A 19,361-nucleotide genomic window follows, 5' to 3' on the forward strand; every position below is an offset into this window, starting at 1 on the left:
AAGGCCGCCCCGAATTGCTCGGGGCGGCCTTCTGGTCGGTGTGCCGTGGCTCAGGCGCCCATGCCGCCGCCTCCGCCGCCTCCGCCGCCGCCCTCGGCCTGGGAGATCAGGGCCGCCGGCGGCGGGTTCTGCGCCGGGGTGCCCGCCGTCTTTCGGCCCCGGGCGAGCCGCCGCTGAACGTACTGGGCGAGCTTCGACAGCGAGTAGTTCACCACGATGAAGAGCACGGCGATCACGACGTAGACCTGGATCGGGTTGCCCAGCGCGCCGATGATCTGCTTGCCGATGTTCAGGGTCTCCTCGTAGCTGATGATGAACCCCAGCGAGGTGTCCTTGAGCACCACGACCAGCTGGCTGATCAGTGCCGGCAGCATGATCCGGAAGGCCTGCGGCAGCAGGATCATCCGGGTGGTCTGTGTCGGGGAGAGCCCGATGGCTTCAGCGGCCTCGGCCTGGCCACCCGGCAGCCCCTCCATGCCGGAGCGGAGGATCTCGCCGATCACCACCGAGTTGTAGATGGTGAGGCCGATGACCAGATACCAGAGGTTGTCGAAGTAGAGGCCGAACTCGGGGAAGCCGCGGGCCACGAAGAAGATGGTGATCACTACGGGCAGGCCGCGGAACACCTCGACGCAGACACGGGTGATCGCCGACAGCAGCGCGCTGAGCCCACGCAGCAGGTACGCCAGCGGCGTCGCCGCGCCGACGAACCGCCGTCGGGTCAGGCTCTTGAGCTGGATCCGGAGCACGGCGAGCAGCGTTCCGACCACCAGCGAGGCCACGATGGCCATCGCCGCCGCGATCAGGGTGTTCTTGAAGCCGAGGCCGATCCGCTCCCACACCTGGGTGAAGTTCTCGTTGGAGGGGTCGATGAGCGGCCCCCACAGCTCCATCGACAACTGGCCTTTTTCGTCCAGGGGTCGGTAGATCAAAAAGTAGGCCCCGACGAGCAGGACCACGCCGGCGACGATGCTGCTGATCAGGGTGATCCGCCGCTGCCGGGGGCCAGGAACGTCGTAGAGGACGCTGGTCCGCTGACTCATCGGGCCACCGCCTGTCGCTTCTCGATCCGGTCCAGCAGGGCGCCGAGCGGCACGGTCATGATCAGGTAGCCGATCGAGACGCCGATGGCGACCGGGACGAAGGCGTAGCCCTCGGCCGAGGTGAGCTGGTCGGCAGTGGCCGACAGGTCACCGACCACCCCGAAGAAGCCGACCAGCGCCGAATTCTTGATCATCGCGATGATCACCGAGCCGAGCGGCACGACGGAGGCCTTCCACGACTGCGGCAACACCACGTACCGCAGGTTCTGCCCGAAGGTCAGGCCCAGTGACCGCGCCGCCTCCGCCTGGCCGGCGGGCACCGCGTTCACGCCGGACCGCAGCGCCTCGCAGACGAACGCGGCGGTGTACAGCACCAGGGCGATCAGTGCGAACCGGAAGTACGGAAGGTCGGTGCCGAGTCGGCTGAACAGCGAGTCGATCACCGGGATGCGGAGGAAGTCCGCGTTGGAGCCGAGCGCCGGCAGGCCGAACGCGGCGAAGAACATCACCACGGTCAGTGGCATGTTGCGGAAGACGTTCACGTAGCTGGTGCCGAGCGCGCGCAGCGGCGGCACCGGTGAGATGCGCAGCACCGCCACGACGGCGCCCAGGACGAGGGCACCGATCGCGGCGAGGATGCAGATCTGGAGGGTGAGCCAGAAACCACCCGCAAAGACGTCGAACTTGTCGATGAGCACGTTCACGGCTCGGTGTTCCTCCCCACCCTCCAGATCGAAGGATCAGATCAGTAGCGGTTGATGGTGGGCGCCGAGCCCAGTTCCGCGCCGAACTTGCCGGCGGTGCCGTCCCAGGCCTTCTTCCAGCTGCCGTCCGCGACAGCCTTGTCCAGCGTGTCGTTGATGAAGCTGCGGAAGTCCGCGTCCTCCTTCTTCACCCCGATGCCGTACGGCTCCTTGGTGAAGTTGCTGCCGGCCAGCTTGAACGACGCCTCGTCCTTGGCGATGTAGCCGAGCAGGATCACGTTGTCAGTGGTCACGGCGTCGACCTGGCCGCCCTTGAGGGCGTCGCGGCACTTGTCGTAGGTGTCGAAGAGCACCAGCTGGGTGCCGACGTCCTTGACGTACTGCTTGATCGTCTCGGCCGGGGTGGAGCCGGTGACGGAGCAGACCTTCTTGGTGCCGTCCTTGAAGGAGTCCGGACCGGTGATGGTCGTGTCGTCCTTCTTGACCAGGATGTTCTGGCCGGCCTCGTAGTACGGGCCCGCGAAGGCGATCCGCTCCTTGCGCTTGTCGTTGATCGTGTAGGTCGCGGCGACCAGGTCGACAGTGCCGTTGACGATCACGTCCTCGCGGACCTTCGAGGGGGCCTCGACCCACTCGATCTTGTCCGCGGGGATGCCGAGCTCCTTGACGATGATCTTGGCGATCTCGACGTCGAAGCCCTCCGGCTTGCCCGACAGACCCTTCAGGCCGAAGCCGGGCTGGTCGAACTTGGTGCCGACCTTGATCTTCTGGGCCTTGTTCAGCTTCTCCATCGTGGTGCCGGCGGTGAAGGACTTGCTGTCAGCGCCGGTGCCCTCTCCGCCGTCGTCGCCGCCACAGGCGGTGAGGCCGAGCGCCAGAGCGGCGACCGCGGCGACTGCCGCAACGCGCTTGATACGCATACTCTTCTCCTTCTTCAACGGAGCCCACCGAGTACGGCGCGCTCCACTACGGACGCCTAGTGCGTGAGGATCTTGGAGAGGAAGTCTCGGGCCCGCTCGCTGCGCGGGTTCGCGAAGAACTCCGCAGGTGGGGCGTCCTCGACCAGTTGCCCGTCGGCCATGAAGATGACCCGGTTCGCCGCGTGCCGGGCGAAGCCCATCTCGTGGGTCACCACGACCATCGTCATACCGTCACTGGCCAGCGAGGTCATCACGTCCAGCACCTCGCCGACCATCTCCGGGTCCAGGGCGCTGGTCGGCTCGTCGAAGAGCATCGCCTTGGGCTGCATCGCCAGTGCCCGGGCGATGGCCGCCCGCTGCTGCTGACCGCCGGAGAGCTGGGCCGGGAACTTGTCCGCCTGGTTGGCGATGCCGACCCGGTCGAGCAGGGCCAGGCCGCGCTCGCGGGCGGCGGTCGGCTTCTCCTTGCGGACCTTGATCGGGCCGAGGGTGACGTTCTCCAGGATGGTCTTGTGCGCGAAGAGGTTGAAGGACTGGAAGACCATGCCCACCTCGCTGCGCAGCTTCGCGAGGGGCTTGCCCTCGGCCGGCAGCGGCTGACCGTCGAAGGTGATGGTGCCGGAGTTGATCGGTTCCAGTCGGTTGATCGTGCGGCACAGCGTCGACTTGCCGGAGCCGGACGGGCCGATCACCACGACCACCTCGCCCCGACCCACCGACAGTGAGACGTCGTCCAGCACGTGCAGCGGCCCGAACCACTTGTTGACCGCGTCCAGCACGATGAGCGGTTCGCCCGTCGTCACGTCGTCCACCGTCCCCTGTCGTCTCCCGGATCGGGGTCGGTTGACCCCCGGTGCGGCCACTGTAGGCGGCCTGATGTGGCAGAACGCAACCCAGCGGGTCACGGAGCGGTAACACCGGTCACGATCGTTGTCGGGCGTCCGATTTCGGTCAGCGACTGGGTGGTCATGGTGGCGATCGTGGCGCCTTGTCGAGATCATGGGGGGATGACCGAACCCGTACGGTTGACCAAGTACGCGCGCGGCGGCGGCTGCGCCTGCAAGATCCCGCCAGGTGAGCTGGAGATCATGGTGGCCGGTCTCGGCCCGGCGACCGGTACCGCCGAGTTGCTGGTCGGGTTGGATCATGGCGATGACGCGGCGGTGGTGCGTCTCGATGAGCGGACCGGCCTGGTCAGCACGGCCGACTTTTTCACCCCGGTGGTCGACGACGCGTACGACTGGGGTCGGATCGCGGCGGCCAACGCGCTCTCCGACGTGTACGCGATGGGCGGCACCCCGCTGGTGGCGCTCAACCTGCTCTGCTGGCCGCGCGACGTGCTGCCGCTGGAGTTGGCCCGTGAGGTGCTGCGCGGCGGCCAGGACGTGGCGCGGGAAGCCGGTTGTCACCTGGCCGGCGGGCACAGCGTGGACGACGACGGCCCGAAGTACGGTCTCGCGGTCACCGGCACGGTCCGACCGGAGGAGTTGATCACCCTCGACGCCGGGCGGGCCGGGGTGCCGTTGTCGCTGACCAAGCCGCTCGGGGTGGGTGTGCTGAACACCCGGCACAAGGCGACAGGTGAGAGCTTCCCGGAGGCGGTGGCCTCGATGAGCGCGCTCAATCGGGACGCGGCCCGTGCGGCGGTCGCCGCCGGCATCCGGTGCGGCACCGACGTGACCGGGTTCGGGTTGCTCGGGCACGCCTCGAAGCTGGCCCGGGCCAGCCAGCTCACGGTGGCCATCGACACTGCCCGGGTGCCCTACCTGGCCGGCGCGCGCGAGGCGTTGCGCGACGGGTTCGTGAGCGGCGGCAGCCGGCGCAACCTGGACTGGGTGACCCAGTGGACCGACTTCGGCGCGGCGGACGAGGCCGAGCGGCTGCTCCTGGCCGACGCGCAGACCTCCGGTGGCCTGCTGGTCGCGGGCGAGATACCCGGCGCTCCGGTGGTGGGTGAGCTGCTGCCCCGTGGGGAGCACCGGATCGTCCTGCGCTGACCGGGGGCCTGTGACCCGCTGGGGACACGGGGTGGCGGTGGTGCGGATCGCGCACCATACCCGATAAACTGTCACCTTCCCGCTACTCCGAGCAATGCCGCTCAGGGAAATTTTGCCCGGAATGGTCACAGACCGGTAACTTGCCCCCGGCTGGGGTCAAATGCCCCCCACCATCGGTGTAAGGCCCGATCCGGAGGCCGGTGGGGACGAACGCAGCGAGGAGGCGGAATGACCGAGCTGTGGAACTGGAGAATCGACGGGGCTCAACCCGTGGAGGTCTACCCGGCGCTGGCCGAGGCGCTTGGTCGGGTGGTGATGCCGTTGGCGGTGGCCGACCCGGCGCGGCTGCCGGCGTACGCGGTGGTGTGTGACGTCTGGCTGGCGCCGGGCGAGTTCGCGACGGTGGTGGACTGCTACGGGGTGCCCGAGCAGCTCTCCGAGCACGCGAGCATCGCCGCACTGGCCCGATTGCTGGGCCGCAACTGCCTGTTGCGCGACGACACGCTCGACGCGGGCCGGCACCTGCTCGTCGCCCCGGACGGCACGGTCCGTCCGGTGCACTTCGACGTGCGGGACACCGAGGACGGTGAGGTGCTCAGCAGGTTGCGGCTCTGTTCACTGGGCGACCCGGGTTGTCGGGGCTGGTCGCAGTGCCACCGCTCGCGCTGGGCGCCGGACACTGTCGCACCGGCGCTAGCCGCGGCCTGACCCTCGTCGGGGTCAGGCCCGGCCGGGTGTCGGGCCGGTGGGTGGCGATCAGTTGGAGGCGGTGGCCGACCGGTCGGTGGTGCCCGATCCGGCACCCCGCACCACCAGTTGGTCGAGCAGGGTGCGCGTCGCCTCGGCCACTGCGGCCACCGCGGCGTCGAACGCGGCGGCGTTGTGCGCGGCGGGCGCCCGGAAGCCAGAGATCTTCCGGACGTACTGCAACGCCGCCGCCTCGACGTCCGCGTCTGTCACCTGCGGGGTGAACGGTTCACGCAGCGTCTTGATGCTCCGGCACATGTGAGCTCCTCCTCCGTTCACCGCGGTCTGCACCCGCCGTGCCGGCAATGGTACCGACGGTGACACTGGGTCGATATTTGTCTATCCTGGGCACGGACCAGAGCCGTTCGAGCCACAGCCGCCGCTCTCGCGCTCCCAGCGCCCCGGGCCCCCGGAGACTCATTGTGGACCATGCCCCCGCCCGCTCATCCCGTCCCGACCTAGACGATCTCACGCGTAGCCTGCACACCCCGCTGGAACGGATCGCCGTCGAGCACGCCGATCTGATCGAGGCGGTGCGCAGGCGCGTGGTCACGAACGACTCCGTGCCGTCCGGCATAGTGGCCGTCGCCGCCTTCAACTCGTCCATCTGAGTGATGGTCTGCCGGTGCGGTCCGCCCGGAGTGGGCGGACCCTGCCGGCGGATCAGCCAGTTCGTGCTGAAGGTGCACAGCCGGTGTGACCTGAGCTGCGACCACTGCTACATCTACCAGCACGCCGACCAGACCTGGCGTGGCCGTCCGACGCGGATGCCGCCGGCCACCGTCCAGGCCGCCGCGCGACGGATCGCCGAGCACGCCCGCGAGCACGGGTTGCCGGTCGTGCACGTGGTGCTGCACGGGGGTGAGCCGTTGCTCCTGGGCGCCGCCGGGTTGCGGGACGTGCTGGCCGAGCTGCGTTCGGCGATCACCCCCTGGGCGCGGCTCGACCTGCGCATGCAGACCAACGGCGTGCTGCTCGACGAGGAGCTGTGCCGGCTGTTCGTCGAGTACGACCTGCGGGTCGGCGTGTCCTTCGACGGCGACCGCGCGGCCAACGACCGCCACCGGGTCTTCGCCCACGGCGGCAGCAGCCACGACCACGTCCGGCGGGCGCTGGCCCTGCTCCGGCGGCCGGAACACCGCACCAGCTACGCCGGCATCCTCTGCACTGTCGACGTCCGCAACGATCCCGACCGGGTGTACGAGGCGCTGCTGGCCGAGAGCCCGCCCCGGGTCGACCTGCTGCTGCCCCACGCCACCTGGGACCAACCCCCGGAGCGCCCCGGCCCCGAGCCCACCCCGTACGCCGACTGGTTGGGGCGGCTGCACCGGCGCTGGGTCGACGACGGGCGCCCGGTGTCGATCCGGATGTTCGAGGCGCTGCGCCCGGGCGGCGGCGGCACCGAGGCGTTCGGCCTGGCGCCGGCCGACGTGCTGGTCATCGAGGCTGACGGCAGTTGGGAGCAGGTCGACTCGCTGAAGACCGCGTACCACGGCGCGGCCGGCACCGGCTTCGACGTGTTCGACAACTCGGTGGACGAGGTCGCACGGCACCCAGGGGTCGCCGTCCGGCAGGACGGCGTCGACGGGCTCTGCCTGACCTGCCGGTCGTGCCCGGTGGTCGACAGGTGCGGCGGCGGCCTGTACGCCCACCGTTGGCGCACCGGCTCCGGCTTCGACAACCCCTCGGTGTACTGCGCCGACCTGCTCCGCCTGATCGACACCGTGGACGCCTACCCGCCGCCCACCCCAGCCGAGTCGGGCGAGTGGTCCGCCACCTCGCCCGCCACCTCGCCCGCCGACGAGGTGCTCGACGACCTGGCGACCGGGCACGGGTCGGCGTCGACGCTCGCGCTGCTCGCCGCCACCCAGCTCTCCATCACCCGGGCGCTGCTGGCGGCCTGTCGGGACCGGTCCGGCGCCACGGCCGCCTGGGACCTGCTCGTCCACCTCGACCAGGCGGCGCCGGAGGTGGTGCGGGCCGTCCTGGCGCACCCCTTCGTCCGGCCCGGTCTGGTGCATCGCCTCGACTCGTCGGTCCTGCCCGGCCTCGGCGCGGCAGTCGACCCACTGCCGGCCCTCGCCATCGCCGCGGCCGTGCGGGCCGGTGTCCCGGCCGTGTTGCACGTGCCGGTGCGGGCCGACGCGATCACGTTGCCCACGCTCGGCAGCCTGGTGCTGCCCGGCCTGGGGGAGAGCGCCGAGGTGACCGTCCGGCCCGGCGGGTTCCAGGTCCGGGCCGGGTCGGTCGAGCAGATGGTGCTCCTCGATCCGCTGGCGCCGCCGTCGACCGGCTGGCTTCCGACCCGTGACGTGTCGGTGCCCGGTGGCCCTGTGCTCCTGGAGGACGGCGACCCCTACCGCGACTGCTACGGCCAGCCGGTGGCGTCCCGGCTGGAGGTTCCGGCGGCGCGGGCGTTGGGCCGTACCCTGGCGGATGCCTGGCGGGTCGTGCACCGGGACGTGCCGGCGCACGCGGCGGCGCTCGACGGCGGTCTGCGTGCCGTGGTGCCGTTGGCGCCCGACCCGGCGCGACCCCTGCGGAGCGCGACCGCCCGGCACGCGTTCGGCGCGGTCGCCGTCACCCCCCATCCCGACCCGGAGACGATGGCGGTGCTGCTCGTGCACGAGTGGCAGCACGCGAAGCTGGGTGCCGTGCTCGACCTGTACGACCTGGTCGAACCCGGGCAGGGCACCCGGATCCGGGTGCCCTGGCGCCCCGACCCGCGGCCTCCCGAGGGGGTGCTCCAGGGCGTCTACGCCCACCTCGCCGTCACCCAGGTCTGGCAGTCCCGGGCCGCCACCGACCAGCCGGACGCGTCGGCGCACGCGGCCCACTTCCTGGCGTGGACCCGGGACGGCGCCGACGCGCTGCTGGCCAGCCGGTCGCTCACCGCGGCGGGTGAGCGGTTCGTCGCCCAGCTGCGCCACGCGCTGGAGGAGACCCGTGTCGGGTCCAGATGAGCACCCACCGCCCAGACTGGGCCGTCCCCGCCTCGCCGACGACCTGCGGGCGCTGGGCGTACGCCCGGGGGTGTGCCTGCTGGTGCACTGCGGCCTCCGTCGGGTGGGCCCGCTGGAGCACGGCCCCGCGACCCTCGCCGGCGCGCTGCGCGACGTCCTCGGCCCGGCCGGCACGCTGCTGGTGCCCACCCACACCGACGGCAACTCGACAACCTCCCGGGCCCACCTGGCGGCCACCGCGGGAATGGACCGGGCGCGGCGCGAGCGGTACGAGGCGACGCTGCCGGGCTGGGACCGCCGGACCACCCCCTCCCAGCGGATGGGTGCGCTCGCCGAGTACGCCCGGTGCATCCCCGGTGCGGTGCGCAGTGACCATCCGCAGACCTCGTTCACCGCGCTCGGCCCCCGGGCCCGGCAGCTCACCGACGGCCATGACCTCACCTGCCACCTGGGGGAACGCTCACCGGTTGGCGGCCTCTACGCGGCGGACGGGCAGATCCTGCTGCTCGGCCTCGGCTATGAGGCGTGCAGCGCCCTGCACCTGGCCGAGTACCGACTGCCGGTGCCGCTGCCCGAGCGCGACTACCACTGCTTCCGGCTCGTCGACGGGCGGCGGGTCCGCCTCGACTTCCGGGCTCTCGACCTGGACGACCGGGACTTCCCGAAGGTGGGTGCCGCGCTCGACGAGACGCCGTTGGTGCGGCACGGTCGGGTGGGACGGGCCGACGGGCGCCTCCTGCCGGCGCGAGCCGCTGTCGACTTCGCGACTGCCTGGTTCGCCGCGAACCGGTTGGCGGCGCAACGTTGACGCGGGGACTACGCTGATGATCCGGCCGCGTGGGGAGGGCGGAGGGGCAGCGGTGAGCACAGTGGACGCACCCTCCAGAGCACGCGCCCCGCTCTTCTTCGTCAGCTATTCGCGGGCGCCGGTCGGCCGGGCCACCGGCAAACCCGCCGAGTACGTCTCCCGATTCTTCGAGGACCTCTCCGTCCACGTCAGTGAGCTGGTCGGCCCGGTGACCGGAGTGGACGCCGGCTTCCTGGACACCTCCATCGCCGGCGGCGAACGCTGGAGCCCGGAGCTTCTCCAGGCCGCCGGCACCTGCCAGGTCTTCGTTCCGCTGGTGTCCAGCGCGCTACTCGGCAGCGACTGGTGTGGCCGAGAGTGGGACGCGTTCTCCCGCCGACGGATCACCCCACGACACAGCTCCGCCTCGGTCCACGAGACGGCGATCGTGCCGGTCACCTGGTCGCCGACGAACGGCACGGCACTGCCTCGGGTGCTCCGCGACATCCAGCGCTTCTCCCCGACCGCGATGCCGGATCCCGACATCGCGGTGCACTACCAGCGGGACGGGGTCTATGGCTTGCTGACCATGCAGTGGGAGAACGCGTACCGGGCGGTGGTCTGGCGGCTGGCGCAGCGGATCGTGGCCATCCACCGGTCGTACATGGTCGAGCCCTGGGTGCCGGCGAGCGTGGACGAGCTGTGCAACAGGTTCGCCGAGGAGCCGCAGTGAGCCCGCCGACGGACCGGCGCCGATCGGGCGCGCGCGGGACGTACTTCTTCCTGAGCTACGCCCACTCGGCGCCGCGGCCGGGCGCCCGTGCCGACGCCGACGTCTGGGTCGGCCAGTTCTTCGCCGACCTGACCGACGAGGTGCGACGCCAGGCGCGACCGGTCGCCGGGATGCGGATCGGCTTCTTCGACCAGCACATTCCGTTGGGCGCCGACTGGAAGGCGGCGCTCGCCGAGGCGCTTGGTGACGCCGAGGTCTTCGTCCCGCTCTACTCACCCGGCTACTTCAAGCGTCCCTGGGCGCTGGGGGAGCAGGAGTCCTTCCGGGCCCGGCTGGCCGCCGCCGGGTCGACCCGGGTCACCGCCGGCCATCTCACTCCGGTGCTGTGGATACCGTCCCCTCCGTGGGAGGCCCATCCGGAGCTGGACGCCGCCCTGGACCTGGGCCGGGACGTCCCGGAGTACGCCGCCGACGGCCTGCGCGCGTTCTGCATGCTGGCCTCCTACCGTGCCCAGTACGAGCTTCTGCTGAGACGCCTGGCGAGCCGGATCGTGCACACCGCCGAGCGGCGACCGATGGGCCCGTCCCGGGCGCCCGGTCTGGACGAGGTCGTCCGTCCGGCACCGACCGATCCGGACTTCGTCGTCGCCGTCCTGGCCCCGACCCGGGACCGCCTGCCGACCGATCGCGACCCCGCCGGCTACGCCGCCACTGGCAGGCTCTGGCGGCCGTACGGGCGCAGCCAGCAACTGCCCGCCGCCGAGTACGCGGCCAGCACCGCCGAGCGGCTGGGGCTGTCGGCCCGTACCGAGGACTTCGCGCAGGCCTCCGCGCTCCTGGATCGGCGACCGGCCGTGCTGTTGGTCGACCCGTGGATCGCGGCGGCGCCGGACGCGGCCGAGGTTCTCGCCCGCATGCTGCACGGCCTGCGGGAGTGGGTCGTTCCGCTGGTCGTCACCGATGACGACGACACCCAGGACGTCACCCGTTGGGCCACCGAGGTGACCCAGTTGCTGAGCGACGCCGGTCGGCCCCAGGTGAAGCGCGCGTGCAGCATGCCGGAGTTCGTCGACCTGATGCCGGCGTTGGTCACCGAGGCACGCCGCCAGTTCCTCAAGTACGGCCCGGTCGTCTCCTTCGAATCACCGCCGGAGCCGGTGCCGAGCCTGCGTGACGGCCTGCCCGCCGCCGGCTCGACAGTTTCCGCCGACCCCGCGTTCCCGCCTGATGATCCGGCCCCACCGCGTCCCCACGGAGAAAACCGATGAACAACGATCGCGAAGGCCAGGTCGTCACCTTCTACTCGTTCAAGGGTGGGACGGGCCGGACGATGGCGCTGGCCAACGTGGCCTGGATCCTGGCGGCCAGCGGCCGGCGGGTGCTCGTCGCCGACTGGGACCTGGAGTCACCCGGTCTGCACCGCTTCTTCCACCCGTTTCTCGACGCCGAGGCGATCCAGGGCACCAGCGGTGTGATCGACATGATCCGCGACTACGAGTGGGAGACCACCCGGGTCGACGACCGGCCGGACCGCTGGATGGAGCAGTACGCCCGGGTCGGGCGGCACGCGTTCTCGCTGCGCTGGAACTTTCCCGACGGCGGTGGCCTCGACTTCCTCTCCGCCGGCCGGCAGAACAGCGACTACGCCGTCTCGGTGAGCGGGCTGGACTGGGACAACTTCTACAACCGGCTGGGCGGGGCGCAGTTCTTCGAGGCGTTGCGGGCGGACATGAAGCGCCAGTACGACTTCACCCTGATCGACAGCCGGACGGGCCTGAGCGATGTCGCCGACATCTGCACCCTGCACCTACCGGACACTCTGGTCGACTGTTTCACGCTCAGCGACCAGGGCATCGACGGCGCGGCCCGGGTGGCGCACTCGGTACGGGACCGGTACCGGCGGCGCGACATCCGGGTCCTGCCGGTGCCGATGCGGGTCGACCAGGCCGAGAAGGAGCGGGCCGAGGCGGGCCGCCTGCTGGCCATGCGCCGGTTCGCCGGGTTGCCGGCCGGCATGACCGAGGCGGAACGGCGGCGTTACTGGGCCGCGGTGGAGGTTCCGTACCGGCCGTTCTACGCGTACGAGGAGACTCTCGCCACGTTCGGCGATCCGCCGGGCTCACCGACGTCGCTGCTGGCCGCGTTCGAGACGTTGACCGGGATCCTCACCGACGGCGCGGTGACCGCGCTGCCGTTGATGGACGAGTCGGTGCGGGAGCGGGGCAAGGCCCGGTTCCGCCGACGCACCGAGGCGATCGACGACCAGATCGTGCTCCGGTACGCGCCGGAGGACGCCATCTGGGCCGAGTGGCTGGAGCGGGTGCTCAGTTCGGCGGGGCTGCGGGTGGTGGAGCCGACTGCCGCCGTCGGGTCTGCCGGTACGCCGGCCCCGCGCACGCTGACAGTGGTCTCGCCGGCCTACGTGGCGACGCCGTCCGGTGGTCTGCCCGACCGCGACACGAGCACCGGCTCCACGGCCCTGGCCGTGTACGTCGCCGACCTGCGCCCGTTGGCGGAATTCCCGTCCCAGAGTTCCACCAACCTGGTCAACGTCAGCGCCGCGACCGCCGTCGAGCGGGTGTTGCGGCTGGTCGGTCGGCCGGTGCCGTCGTCGGCGGACGGGCCGGCGGGCGGGTCCACCCGCTACCCCGGCACCGAGCCGTTGATCTTCAACGCCCCCAACCGGAACGCCCGGTTCACCGGCCGGGAGGACGACCTGGCGCGGCTGCGCGCGCAGTTGCAGAGCGGGGGCAGCGCTGTGGTGCTGCCGGTCGCCCTGCAGGGCATGGGCGGTGTCGGTAAGACCCAGGTGGCTCTGGAATACGTGCACCGGTTCAAGGCCGCGTACGACGTGGTCTGGTGGATCGTGGCGGACCCGCCGCAGTTCGTCGACACCGCCCTCGCCGACCTCGCCGGTCGCCTCGGCATCCTCGTCGGGCCGACCCTGCCCGACACGGTCCGGTCGGTGCTCCAGGTGCTCGGCCGCGGCGAGCCGTACGAGCGGTGGCTGGTCGTGCTCGACAACGCCGAGGAGCTCGACCAGATCGAGCCCTTCCTGCCCCAGGGCCCCGGGCACGTCCTGCTGACCTCCCGCAACCGCGCCTGGGGTGACCGGGCGAACCCGATCCAGGTGGACGTCTTCGACCGCACCGAGAGCGTGGCGCACCTCGCCCAGCGGGTGCCCACGATCAGCGCCGAGGAGGCCGACCGGGTGGCCGAGGCGCTCGGCGACCTACCGATCGCGGTGGCCGCGGCGGGCGCCTGGCTCGCCGACACCGGCACGTCGGTCGCCGACTACCTGCGGCAGATCGAGCGGCACGGTCCCAGCGCCCTCTCCGTGGAGGCGACCTGGGACCTGTCGCTGAACCGGCTGCTCGAGCAGGCGCCCGCCGCGTACCGGCTGTTGCAGCTCTGCTCGGTGCTGGCCCCCGAGATCGCCCTCGAACTCATCTACAGCGACGAGATGGCGGCGGCACTGGTGCCGTTCGACCCGTCGGTGTCGGAGCGGCTCGTGCGCGGCGCCCTGGTCCAGCAGATCAACCGCCTGGCACTGCTCAAACTCGACGTCCAGGGCGGTCGGGTGCAGGTGCACCGGCTGTTGCAGGCGGTGGTCCGCGACCGGATGACCGACGACGAGATCACCGCCGCCCGACACCAGGTGCACCTGGTGCTGGCCGCGTCCCGGCCCCGGGGCGACGTGGACGACCCGACCACCTGGGCCCGGCTGCGCATGCTCTGGCCGCACCTGGAGGTCTCCGAGGCGCTCACCTGCCCGGACGAGCCGGTGTGTCAGCTGCTCATCGACCGGGTCCGTTATCTGTGGCAGCGCGGCGGTCTGGACCAGGCCGACGTGTTCAGCCAGGAGGTGGACGACACCTGGAGCGCTCGGCTCGGCGACACGCACGACGAGGTCGAGGCGTCGGCGCTGGGCCGGCAGTTGTTGCACCTGCGGTTCAACCGGGCGAACATCCTGCGCAGCCTGGGCCGGTTCAACGAGGCCCGGGACCTGGACGAGGCGGTGCTGGCCGAGCAACGCCGGCTGCTGGGCCCGCTGCATCCGCACAGTCTGATGACCGCCGGCAGCCTCGGCGGTGACCTGCGGGCGCTCGGCCGCTACGCCGAGGCCCTGGAACGGGACCGGTCCACCTACGCCTCCTGGCTGCAGGTGTTCGGCGAGGACCACCCCCGGACGCTGAGCGCGGCCAACAACCTCGCCGTGTCGTACCGGCTGGTCGGCGACTACCGGTCGGCCCGTCGATGGGACGACGAGGTGCACCAGCGGCGGCGGCTGGTGCTCGGCCCCACGCATCCCTACACCCTCGTCTCCGCCGTGCGGCTGGGCAGCGACCTGCGGGAAGCCGGCGAGTACGAGAGGTCGGCCACCCTGCTACGCACTGTGTACGACACGTACTGCGAGGTGCTCGGGCCGGATGACGGCCAGAGCCTCGCCGCTCAGGTCAACCTGGCGGTGTCGCTGCGCAGCTCCGGTCGGGGCAGCGAGGCCGCGCCGATGTTCGAGACGGCCTACCGCGAACTCGACGAACGCTTCGGTCCGGACAACCCGGACACTGTTGCGTGCCGGTCGAGTCGCGCCGCGAACCTGTTGGCCGTCGGCGACGCGGCTCGGGCCCTGACCGAGATGAACGCCGTGCGCCAGGCGTTCGAGGAGTTGCTCCGGCTCGGCCCGGAGCACCCGCACGTCCTGGCGACGCTGAGCAACACCTCGGCGGCGGAACGCGCGCTCGGACGCCGGTCGGACGCGCTCGCGTCGGCGAGCCGGGCGGTCGGCGACCTGCGCAAGGTGCTCGGCCCGGACCACCCGCACACGCTCGCGGCGGAGGTCAACCAGGCGGTGTGCCTCGCCGAGGAGGGTGACTGGGAGTCGGCGCGGGACCGGCTGCGGGAGACCGGCGGCCGGCTGGCCGCGGTGATCGGTGCGGACCACCCCGACACGCTGCGCTGCCTCGGCGATCTCGCCCTGGCGGCGAGGCGGGCCGGCGACGGCCCGGCCACCGAGGACGTCGGCGTCGTGGCGGACCGGCTGGCCGAGGTGATCGGCGTGGAGCACCCCACCGTGCAGACCCTGCGCGAACGGCGGTTCGTGGTCCGGGTGATCGACCCACACACGATCTGACCTGGTCGTTCGGTGGGCGGGTCGGGTGGCCGGGCCGGCCCGTCGGCCCGGCCGGGCCGGGCCGGGCCGGGCCGACGCTCAGAGTTGCGGGCTGGTCGCGAGGGCAGGCGTGGCCAGCCAGGCCAGGGTCTGCGGGAGGATCTCCACCGCCCCGAAGTGCGCGGCGCCGGGCTGCACCTGCACCTCGGCGCGCGGGATCCGTGCGGCGAGCCAGTGGGAGTGCTCCACCGGGGAGAAGCGGTCCTGCTCGCCGTGCCAGAGCCGGACCTCCGCGCGGATGGCGCCCAGGTCGAACCCCCAGCCACGCCGGATCGCCAACACGTCGTCGATCCAACCCTCGGGCCCGTGTCGCAGCGCCTCGGAGTACATGTCGGTCAGCAGGCGGCGGATCGCGACGTCGTCGACGACCCGGATGTCCTCGTCGGGCAGCTGGGGGCGGAGGAAGTCCAGCAGCGTCATCGGGTCCCGGCGGGCCTCGTCGGCGCGGACCTTCAGGTTGAGCGTGAGTTCGGCCAGGTCCTCGTCGGCCTGCCCGAAGTCCTCCACGTTCGATTCCGCCATGCCCGCGTACCAGTCCAGGTCGGGCGCGCCGGCCGGGGCGAGCCCCACCAGCACGGCGGCCCGGGTGACCCGGTCCGGCAGCAGCGCGGCGCAGGCCAGGGCGTGTGGCCCGCCACCGGACCGGCCCACCACCGAGAACCGGTCGATGCCGAGGTCGTCGGCGATCGCCGCCACGTCGGCGGCGGCGTCGGCCACCCGCCGACCCTCGTGCCGGTCGGAGTCGCCGTACCCGGGTCGGTCGTAGCAGACGAGGTGCACGCCGAGGCGGTAGACGACGATGCCCCGGGGTCGAGGGCCGCTGCGGCTGCCCGGGGTGCCGTGCAGCAGGAAGACCGCCGGCCCGTCCGGAGCGCCCGAGGTCTCCACCGCGAGGCGCCGCCCGTCCGGGGTCGTGACGGTGCGCTGTGTCGCATCTTGTCGCGTCACGGTTGGCCTCCCGCGGGTCGTCATGTGCTCCCCCGTGAACGGAGCCGCGCATCGTCGGCGCCGAGTGCAAAGCCCCCGAAATCGCCCAGAACACATTCTTGTTGTGCAGCGTACTGCCCGTCGTGGATGCCCGCCATGGGCCAGCGGGTCAATGCCGGTGGGTTGGGCCCCCCGAACGGGCCGCTACCCTGGTAGCCCGAGGGGAAGGGGCACCAAGACGGTGGCTAGGACCTACAACGTCGTGACGTACGGCTGCCAGATGAACGTGCACGATTCTGAGCGGATCTCCGGCCTGCTCGAACAGGCCGGCTACGTGCGCGCGGTGCCGACCGACGACACCCCGGACATCGTCGTCTTCAACACCTGCGCGGTGCGCGAGAACGCGGACAACCGGCTCTACGGCAACCTCGGTCGCCTGCGCCCGGTCAAGGACAAGCACCCCGGGATGCAGATCGCGGTCGGCGGCTGCCTGGCCCAGAAGGACCGGGGCGACATCGTCCGCAAGGCGCCCTGGGTGGACGTGGTCTTCGGCACCCACAACATCGGCGCGCTGCCGGTGCTGCTGGAGCGGGCCCGGCACAACGCCGCCGCCGAGGTGGAGATCCTGGAGTCCCTCGACGTCTTCCCGTCCACGCTGCCCACCCGCCGCGAGTCCACGTACGCCGGCTGGGTGTCGATCTCGGTGGGGTGCAACAACACCTGCACGTTCTGCATCGTGCCGGCGCTGCGCGGCAAGGAGAAGGACCGCCGCCCAGGCGACATCCTCTCCGAGGTGCGCGCCCTGGTCGACGAGGGTGTGCTGGAGGTGACCCTGCTCGGGCAGAACGTCAACTCCTACGGTGTGGCGTTCGGCGACGCCGGCGAGCCGAACTGGAAGCGCAGTGGCGGCCGTTCCGCTTTTGCTGAGCTGCTGCGGGCGTGCGGCGACATCGACGGGTTGGAGCGCGTCCGGTTCACCAGCCCGCACCCGAAGGACTTCACCGACGACGTGATCGCCGCGATGGCCGAGACGCCGAACGTCTGCCACTCGCTGCACATGCCGTTGCAGTCCGGCTCCGACGACGTGCTCCGGGCGATGCGCCGGTCCTACCGTTCCGAGCGTTACCTGGGGATCATCGAGAAGGTCCGCGCGGCGATGCCGGACGCGGCCATCACCACCGACATCATCGTCGGCTTCCCCGGTGAGACCGAGGCGGACTTCCAGCGCACCCTGGACGTGGTCCGGGAGGCCCGGTTCTCCTCGGCCTTCACCTTCCAGTACTCGAAGCGGCCCGGCACCCCCGCCGCGACCATGGACGATCAGCTGCCCAAGCAGGTCGTGCAGGAGCGCTACGAGCGGTTGATCACCTGCGTCGAGGAGATCACCTGGGCGGAGAACAAGCGCCTCGTGGGGGAGACCGTCGAGGTGCTGGTAGCGGTCGGTGAGGGCCGCAAGGACGAGCGGACCGGCCGGATGTCCGGTCGGGCGCGCGACGGTCGGCTCGTGCACTTCGCGACCGAGGCCGCCGACGGGGAGTCCCTCGCTGGTCAGATCCGGCCCGGCGACATCGTGCACACCGCGATCACGTACGCCGCACCGCACCACCTGAACGCCGACGGGGCACCGGTGGCGCACCGCCGCACCCGGGCCGGCGACGCGGCCGAGGCGGGTCGCTCCCCGCGTACCCCTGGGGTTCTGCTCGGTCTGCCGACGATCGGCGCACCGCCGGTCGCGCCTGCTCCCGCCGCTGGCTGCGCCACCCACTGACGAACGGAAGGGCCCCTGGACGAGGGGCCCTTCCGCGCGAGGCTCGGGTCAGACGGTGATCCGGCCGGCGCCGGCGCCCGCCGTCACGATGGACTTGACGTTGCTCGCGGTGTCCAGCTGGTAGGAGTACGGGATGCCGGCCACGCTGCCGCCGGCCTGCCCGGTGGGCGAGTTGACGAAGTGGTTGTTGCGGGCGACCAGGCTGCCGGGCCCCGAGTCCCCCTCACCACGGTGGTACGGGTCGTCGACGTTCTCGAAGTAGTTGCCCTCGACGAGCACCCCGGCGTTCTCGGTGGACGCGACGCCGTAGCCGCCGTTGGCCCGGTAGTAGTTGTTGTACACGTGCACCGGGTTGCCGAAGCGCACCCGTGGGTTGCGCTGGTTGCTGCCGTCGAACCAGTTGTGGTGGTAGCTGACCCGCAGGTGACCGACGTCCTGGCTGGCGTTGTCGTCGCTGTGGCCGAGCAGCATGGTCTTGTCGTGGCTGAAGACCCGGTTCCACGAGACGGTGACGAAGTCCGAGCCGCGCTTGATGTCGACGGCGCCGTCGTACCCGTTGCTGAAGCTGTTGTGGTCGATCCAGATGTTGGTGGCCGACTCCTGCACGTTGATCGCGTCGTCGTTCCAGTCCCGGAAGGTCAGGTTCCGGATGATCACGTTGCGGTCGCCGTTGATGTTGAGCCCGCAGCCTGCGATCGTGGCGCCCGAGTTGCCGAGGATGGTCTTGTTGGACCGGACCCGCAGCATGCCCGAGCAGGAGATCGTCCCGGACACCCGGATCACCGCGGCGCCTGTCGCGTTCAGCGCGCTGGTCAGCGCGGAGGCGGTGGTGACGGTGGTGGTGCCGGCGTTGCCGCCGCCGGTGGTGCCGCCGTTCTGGGTGGCCCAGCCGACCAGGCCGGTCTGCGGAGGGCTCGTCGGCGGCGGAGTGGTCGGCGGCGGTGTGCTGGGCGGCGGCGGGGTGGGCGGCGGCGGGGTGGTCGGTGCGGTGCTGCCGGTGCAGGCGACGTTGTTCAGGGTGAAGCTGCTCGGAGCCGGGTTGCTGGAGTTCCAGCTCGCGTTGAAGCCGAACGTGGCGCTGGCGTTTGTCGCGAGGTTGCCGTTGTAGTCGACGTTTGTCGCGGAGACCTGGCTGCCGCTCTGCGAGATGGTGGCGCCCCACGCCTGGTTGACCTGCTGGCCGGCCCCGTACGACCAGCGCAACGTCCAGCCGGAGACCGGGTCGCCCAGGTTGGTGACCGTGACGTTGCCGGTGAACCCGCCCGGCCACTGGCTGGCGGCCGAGTAGGTGACCTGGCAGCCGGCGGCCGCCTGGGCGGACACGGAGGTCAGTAGCCCGGCGGTGACCAGGGTGGCGGTGGCTGCGGCGGTGGTGGCGATCAGCGTCGTTCGACGCCGTCCTGTGCGCATGCTGCTTCCTTTCGATGAGGCGGACGGGGGTGTCGCTACGCCCATGCCCGTGGGCGGCGAATCCCGGCCGGGACCAGTGGTCCTCGGGCCCGCCAGTGCAGGTTCGTGAAGGAGAGCGGCTCCCGCGCTCGCGCCCACCGACGAAGAGGCAAGCGCTTTCCCGATGAGAACATAGAAGAGCCTAGATGT

Annotated in this window: 16 protein-coding genes; 9 read left to right on the plus strand and 7 right to left on the minus strand. The window is 71.3% G+C overall.

All coding sequences use genetic code 11. The annotated features are described in order from the left end of the window. Positions 1–50: 50 nt before the first annotated feature. From KBX71_RS00545 to KBX71_RS00560, 4 genes are read right to left on the minus strand one after another with little or no spacing between them, the layout of a single operon-like run. The gene (locus tag KBX71_RS00545) at positions 51–1,043 is read right to left on the minus strand and encodes an amino acid ABC transporter permease (RefSeq protein ID WP_210815891.1); all 993 of its coding nucleotides are present in this window, start codon (positions 1,041–1,043) and stop codon (positions 51–53) included. Continuing rightward, positions 1,040–1,747: an amino acid ABC transporter permease gene (locus KBX71_RS00550; protein WP_210815892.1), complete on the minus strand. Its 708-nt coding sequence runs from the start codon at positions 1,745–1,747 to the stop codon at positions 1,040–1,042. The genes KBX71_RS00545 and KBX71_RS00550 overlap by 4 nt, the downstream gene beginning before the upstream one ends. 41 nt (positions 1,748–1,788) lie before the next feature. Then, on the minus strand, positions 1,789–2,667 hold the full coding sequence (locus KBX71_RS00555) for a glutamate ABC transporter substrate-binding protein (protein ID WP_210815893.1): 879 nt from the start codon (positions 2,665–2,667) through the stop codon (positions 1,789–1,791). A gap of 56 nt (positions 2,668–2,723) precedes the next feature. Then, the gene (locus tag KBX71_RS00560) at positions 2,724–3,479 is read right to left on the minus strand and encodes an amino acid ABC transporter ATP-binding protein (protein ID WP_088946762.1); all 756 of its coding nucleotides are present in this window, start codon (positions 3,477–3,479) and stop codon (positions 2,724–2,726) included. Between the two features lie 195 nt (positions 3,480–3,674). On the opposite strand from KBX71_RS00560, the gene selD reads away from it, so the two are divergent. After that, on the plus strand, positions 3,675–4,664 hold the full coding sequence (gene selD, locus KBX71_RS00565) for a selenide, water dikinase SelD (protein WP_210815894.1): 990 nt from the start codon (positions 3,675–3,677) through the stop codon (positions 4,662–4,664). A gap of 228 nt (positions 4,665–4,892) precedes the next feature. Continuing rightward, positions 4,893–5,372 (plus strand): hypothetical protein, encoded by a 480-nt coding sequence (locus tag KBX71_RS00570; protein ID WP_124817656.1) that lies wholly within the window; start codon positions 4,893–4,895, stop codon positions 5,370–5,372. Between the two features lie 48 nt (positions 5,373–5,420). On the opposite strand, the gene KBX71_RS00575 is transcribed toward KBX71_RS00570, so the two are convergent. Beyond that, positions 5,421–5,669: a DUF2277 family protein gene (locus tag KBX71_RS00575; protein WP_124817658.1), complete on the minus strand. Its 249-nt coding sequence runs from the start codon at positions 5,667–5,669 to the stop codon at positions 5,421–5,423. Between the two features lie 164 nt (positions 5,670–5,833). On the opposite strand from KBX71_RS00575, the gene KBX71_RS00580 reads away from it, so the two are divergent. The 6 genes from KBX71_RS00580 (at position 5,834) to fxsT (ending at position 15,028) form a co-directional block, all read left to right on the plus strand. Continuing rightward, entirely contained in the window at positions 5,834–6,022 is a 189-nt protein-coding gene (locus KBX71_RS00580; RefSeq protein WP_124817660.1) for a hypothetical protein, read from the plus strand. A 63-nt stretch (positions 6,023–6,085) separates the two neighbouring features. Next, the gene (locus KBX71_RS00585) at positions 6,086–8,374 is read left to right on the plus strand and encodes an FxsB family cyclophane-forming radical SAM/SPASM peptide maturase (protein ID WP_307846899.1); all 2,289 of its coding nucleotides are present in this window, start codon (positions 6,086–6,088) and stop codon (positions 8,372–8,374) included. Beyond that, complete coding sequence (locus KBX71_RS00590; RefSeq protein WP_307846900.1) at positions 8,358–9,182, plus strand: AAC(3) family N-acetyltransferase; 825 nt, start codon at positions 8,358–8,360, stop codon at positions 9,180–9,182. The genes KBX71_RS00585 and KBX71_RS00590 overlap by 17 nt, the downstream gene beginning before the upstream one ends. Positions 9,183–9,234: 52 nt before the next feature. Further along, positions 9,235–9,894 carry a TIR-like protein FxsC gene (locus KBX71_RS00595; RefSeq protein ID WP_210815899.1) on the plus strand — a complete coding sequence of 220 codons (660 nt, stop codon included), beginning with the start codon at positions 9,235–9,237 and terminating at the stop codon, positions 9,892–9,894. After that, positions 9,891–11,162, plus strand: coding sequence for a TIR-like protein FxsC (locus KBX71_RS00600; protein ID WP_210815901.1), 1,272 nt, complete (start codon positions 9,891–9,893; stop codon positions 11,160–11,162). Before KBX71_RS00595 ends, KBX71_RS00600 begins: the two co-directional genes overlap by 4 nt. After that, the gene (fxsT, locus tag KBX71_RS00605; protein ID WP_210815903.1) at positions 11,159–15,028 is read left to right on the plus strand and encodes an FxSxx-COOH system tetratricopeptide repeat protein; all 3,870 of its coding nucleotides are present in this window, start codon (positions 11,159–11,161) and stop codon (positions 15,026–15,028) included. The genes KBX71_RS00600 and fxsT overlap by 4 nt, the downstream gene beginning before the upstream one ends. Before the next feature lie 78 nt (positions 15,029–15,106). Here fxsT and KBX71_RS00610 read toward each other — a convergent pair whose 3' ends face one another. Next, the gene (locus KBX71_RS00610; RefSeq protein ID WP_307846902.1) at positions 15,107–16,015 is read right to left on the minus strand and encodes an alpha/beta hydrolase; all 909 of its coding nucleotides are present in this window, start codon (positions 16,013–16,015) and stop codon (positions 15,107–15,109) included. A gap of 220 nt (positions 16,016–16,235) precedes the next feature. Here KBX71_RS00610 and miaB point away from each other — a divergent pair, with 220 nt between their 5' ends. Continuing rightward, positions 16,236–17,762, plus strand: coding sequence for a tRNA (N6-isopentenyl adenosine(37)-C2)-methylthiotransferase MiaB (miaB, locus tag KBX71_RS00615; protein WP_210815907.1), 1,527 nt, complete (start codon positions 16,236–16,238; stop codon positions 17,760–17,762). A gap of 48 nt (positions 17,763–17,810) precedes the next feature. Here the strand turns inward: miaB and KBX71_RS00620 are convergent, their stop codons facing one another. After that, complete coding sequence (locus KBX71_RS00620) at positions 17,811–19,172, minus strand: cellulose binding domain-containing protein (protein WP_210815909.1); 1,362 nt, start codon at positions 19,170–19,172, stop codon at positions 17,811–17,813. Between the last annotated feature and the right edge of the window lie 189 nt (positions 19,173–19,361).

The organism is Micromonospora sp. D93 (assembly GCF_018070365.1).
GTDB classification, from domain to species: domain Bacteria; phylum Actinomycetota; class Actinomycetes; order Mycobacteriales; family Micromonosporaceae; genus Micromonospora; species Micromonospora ureilytica.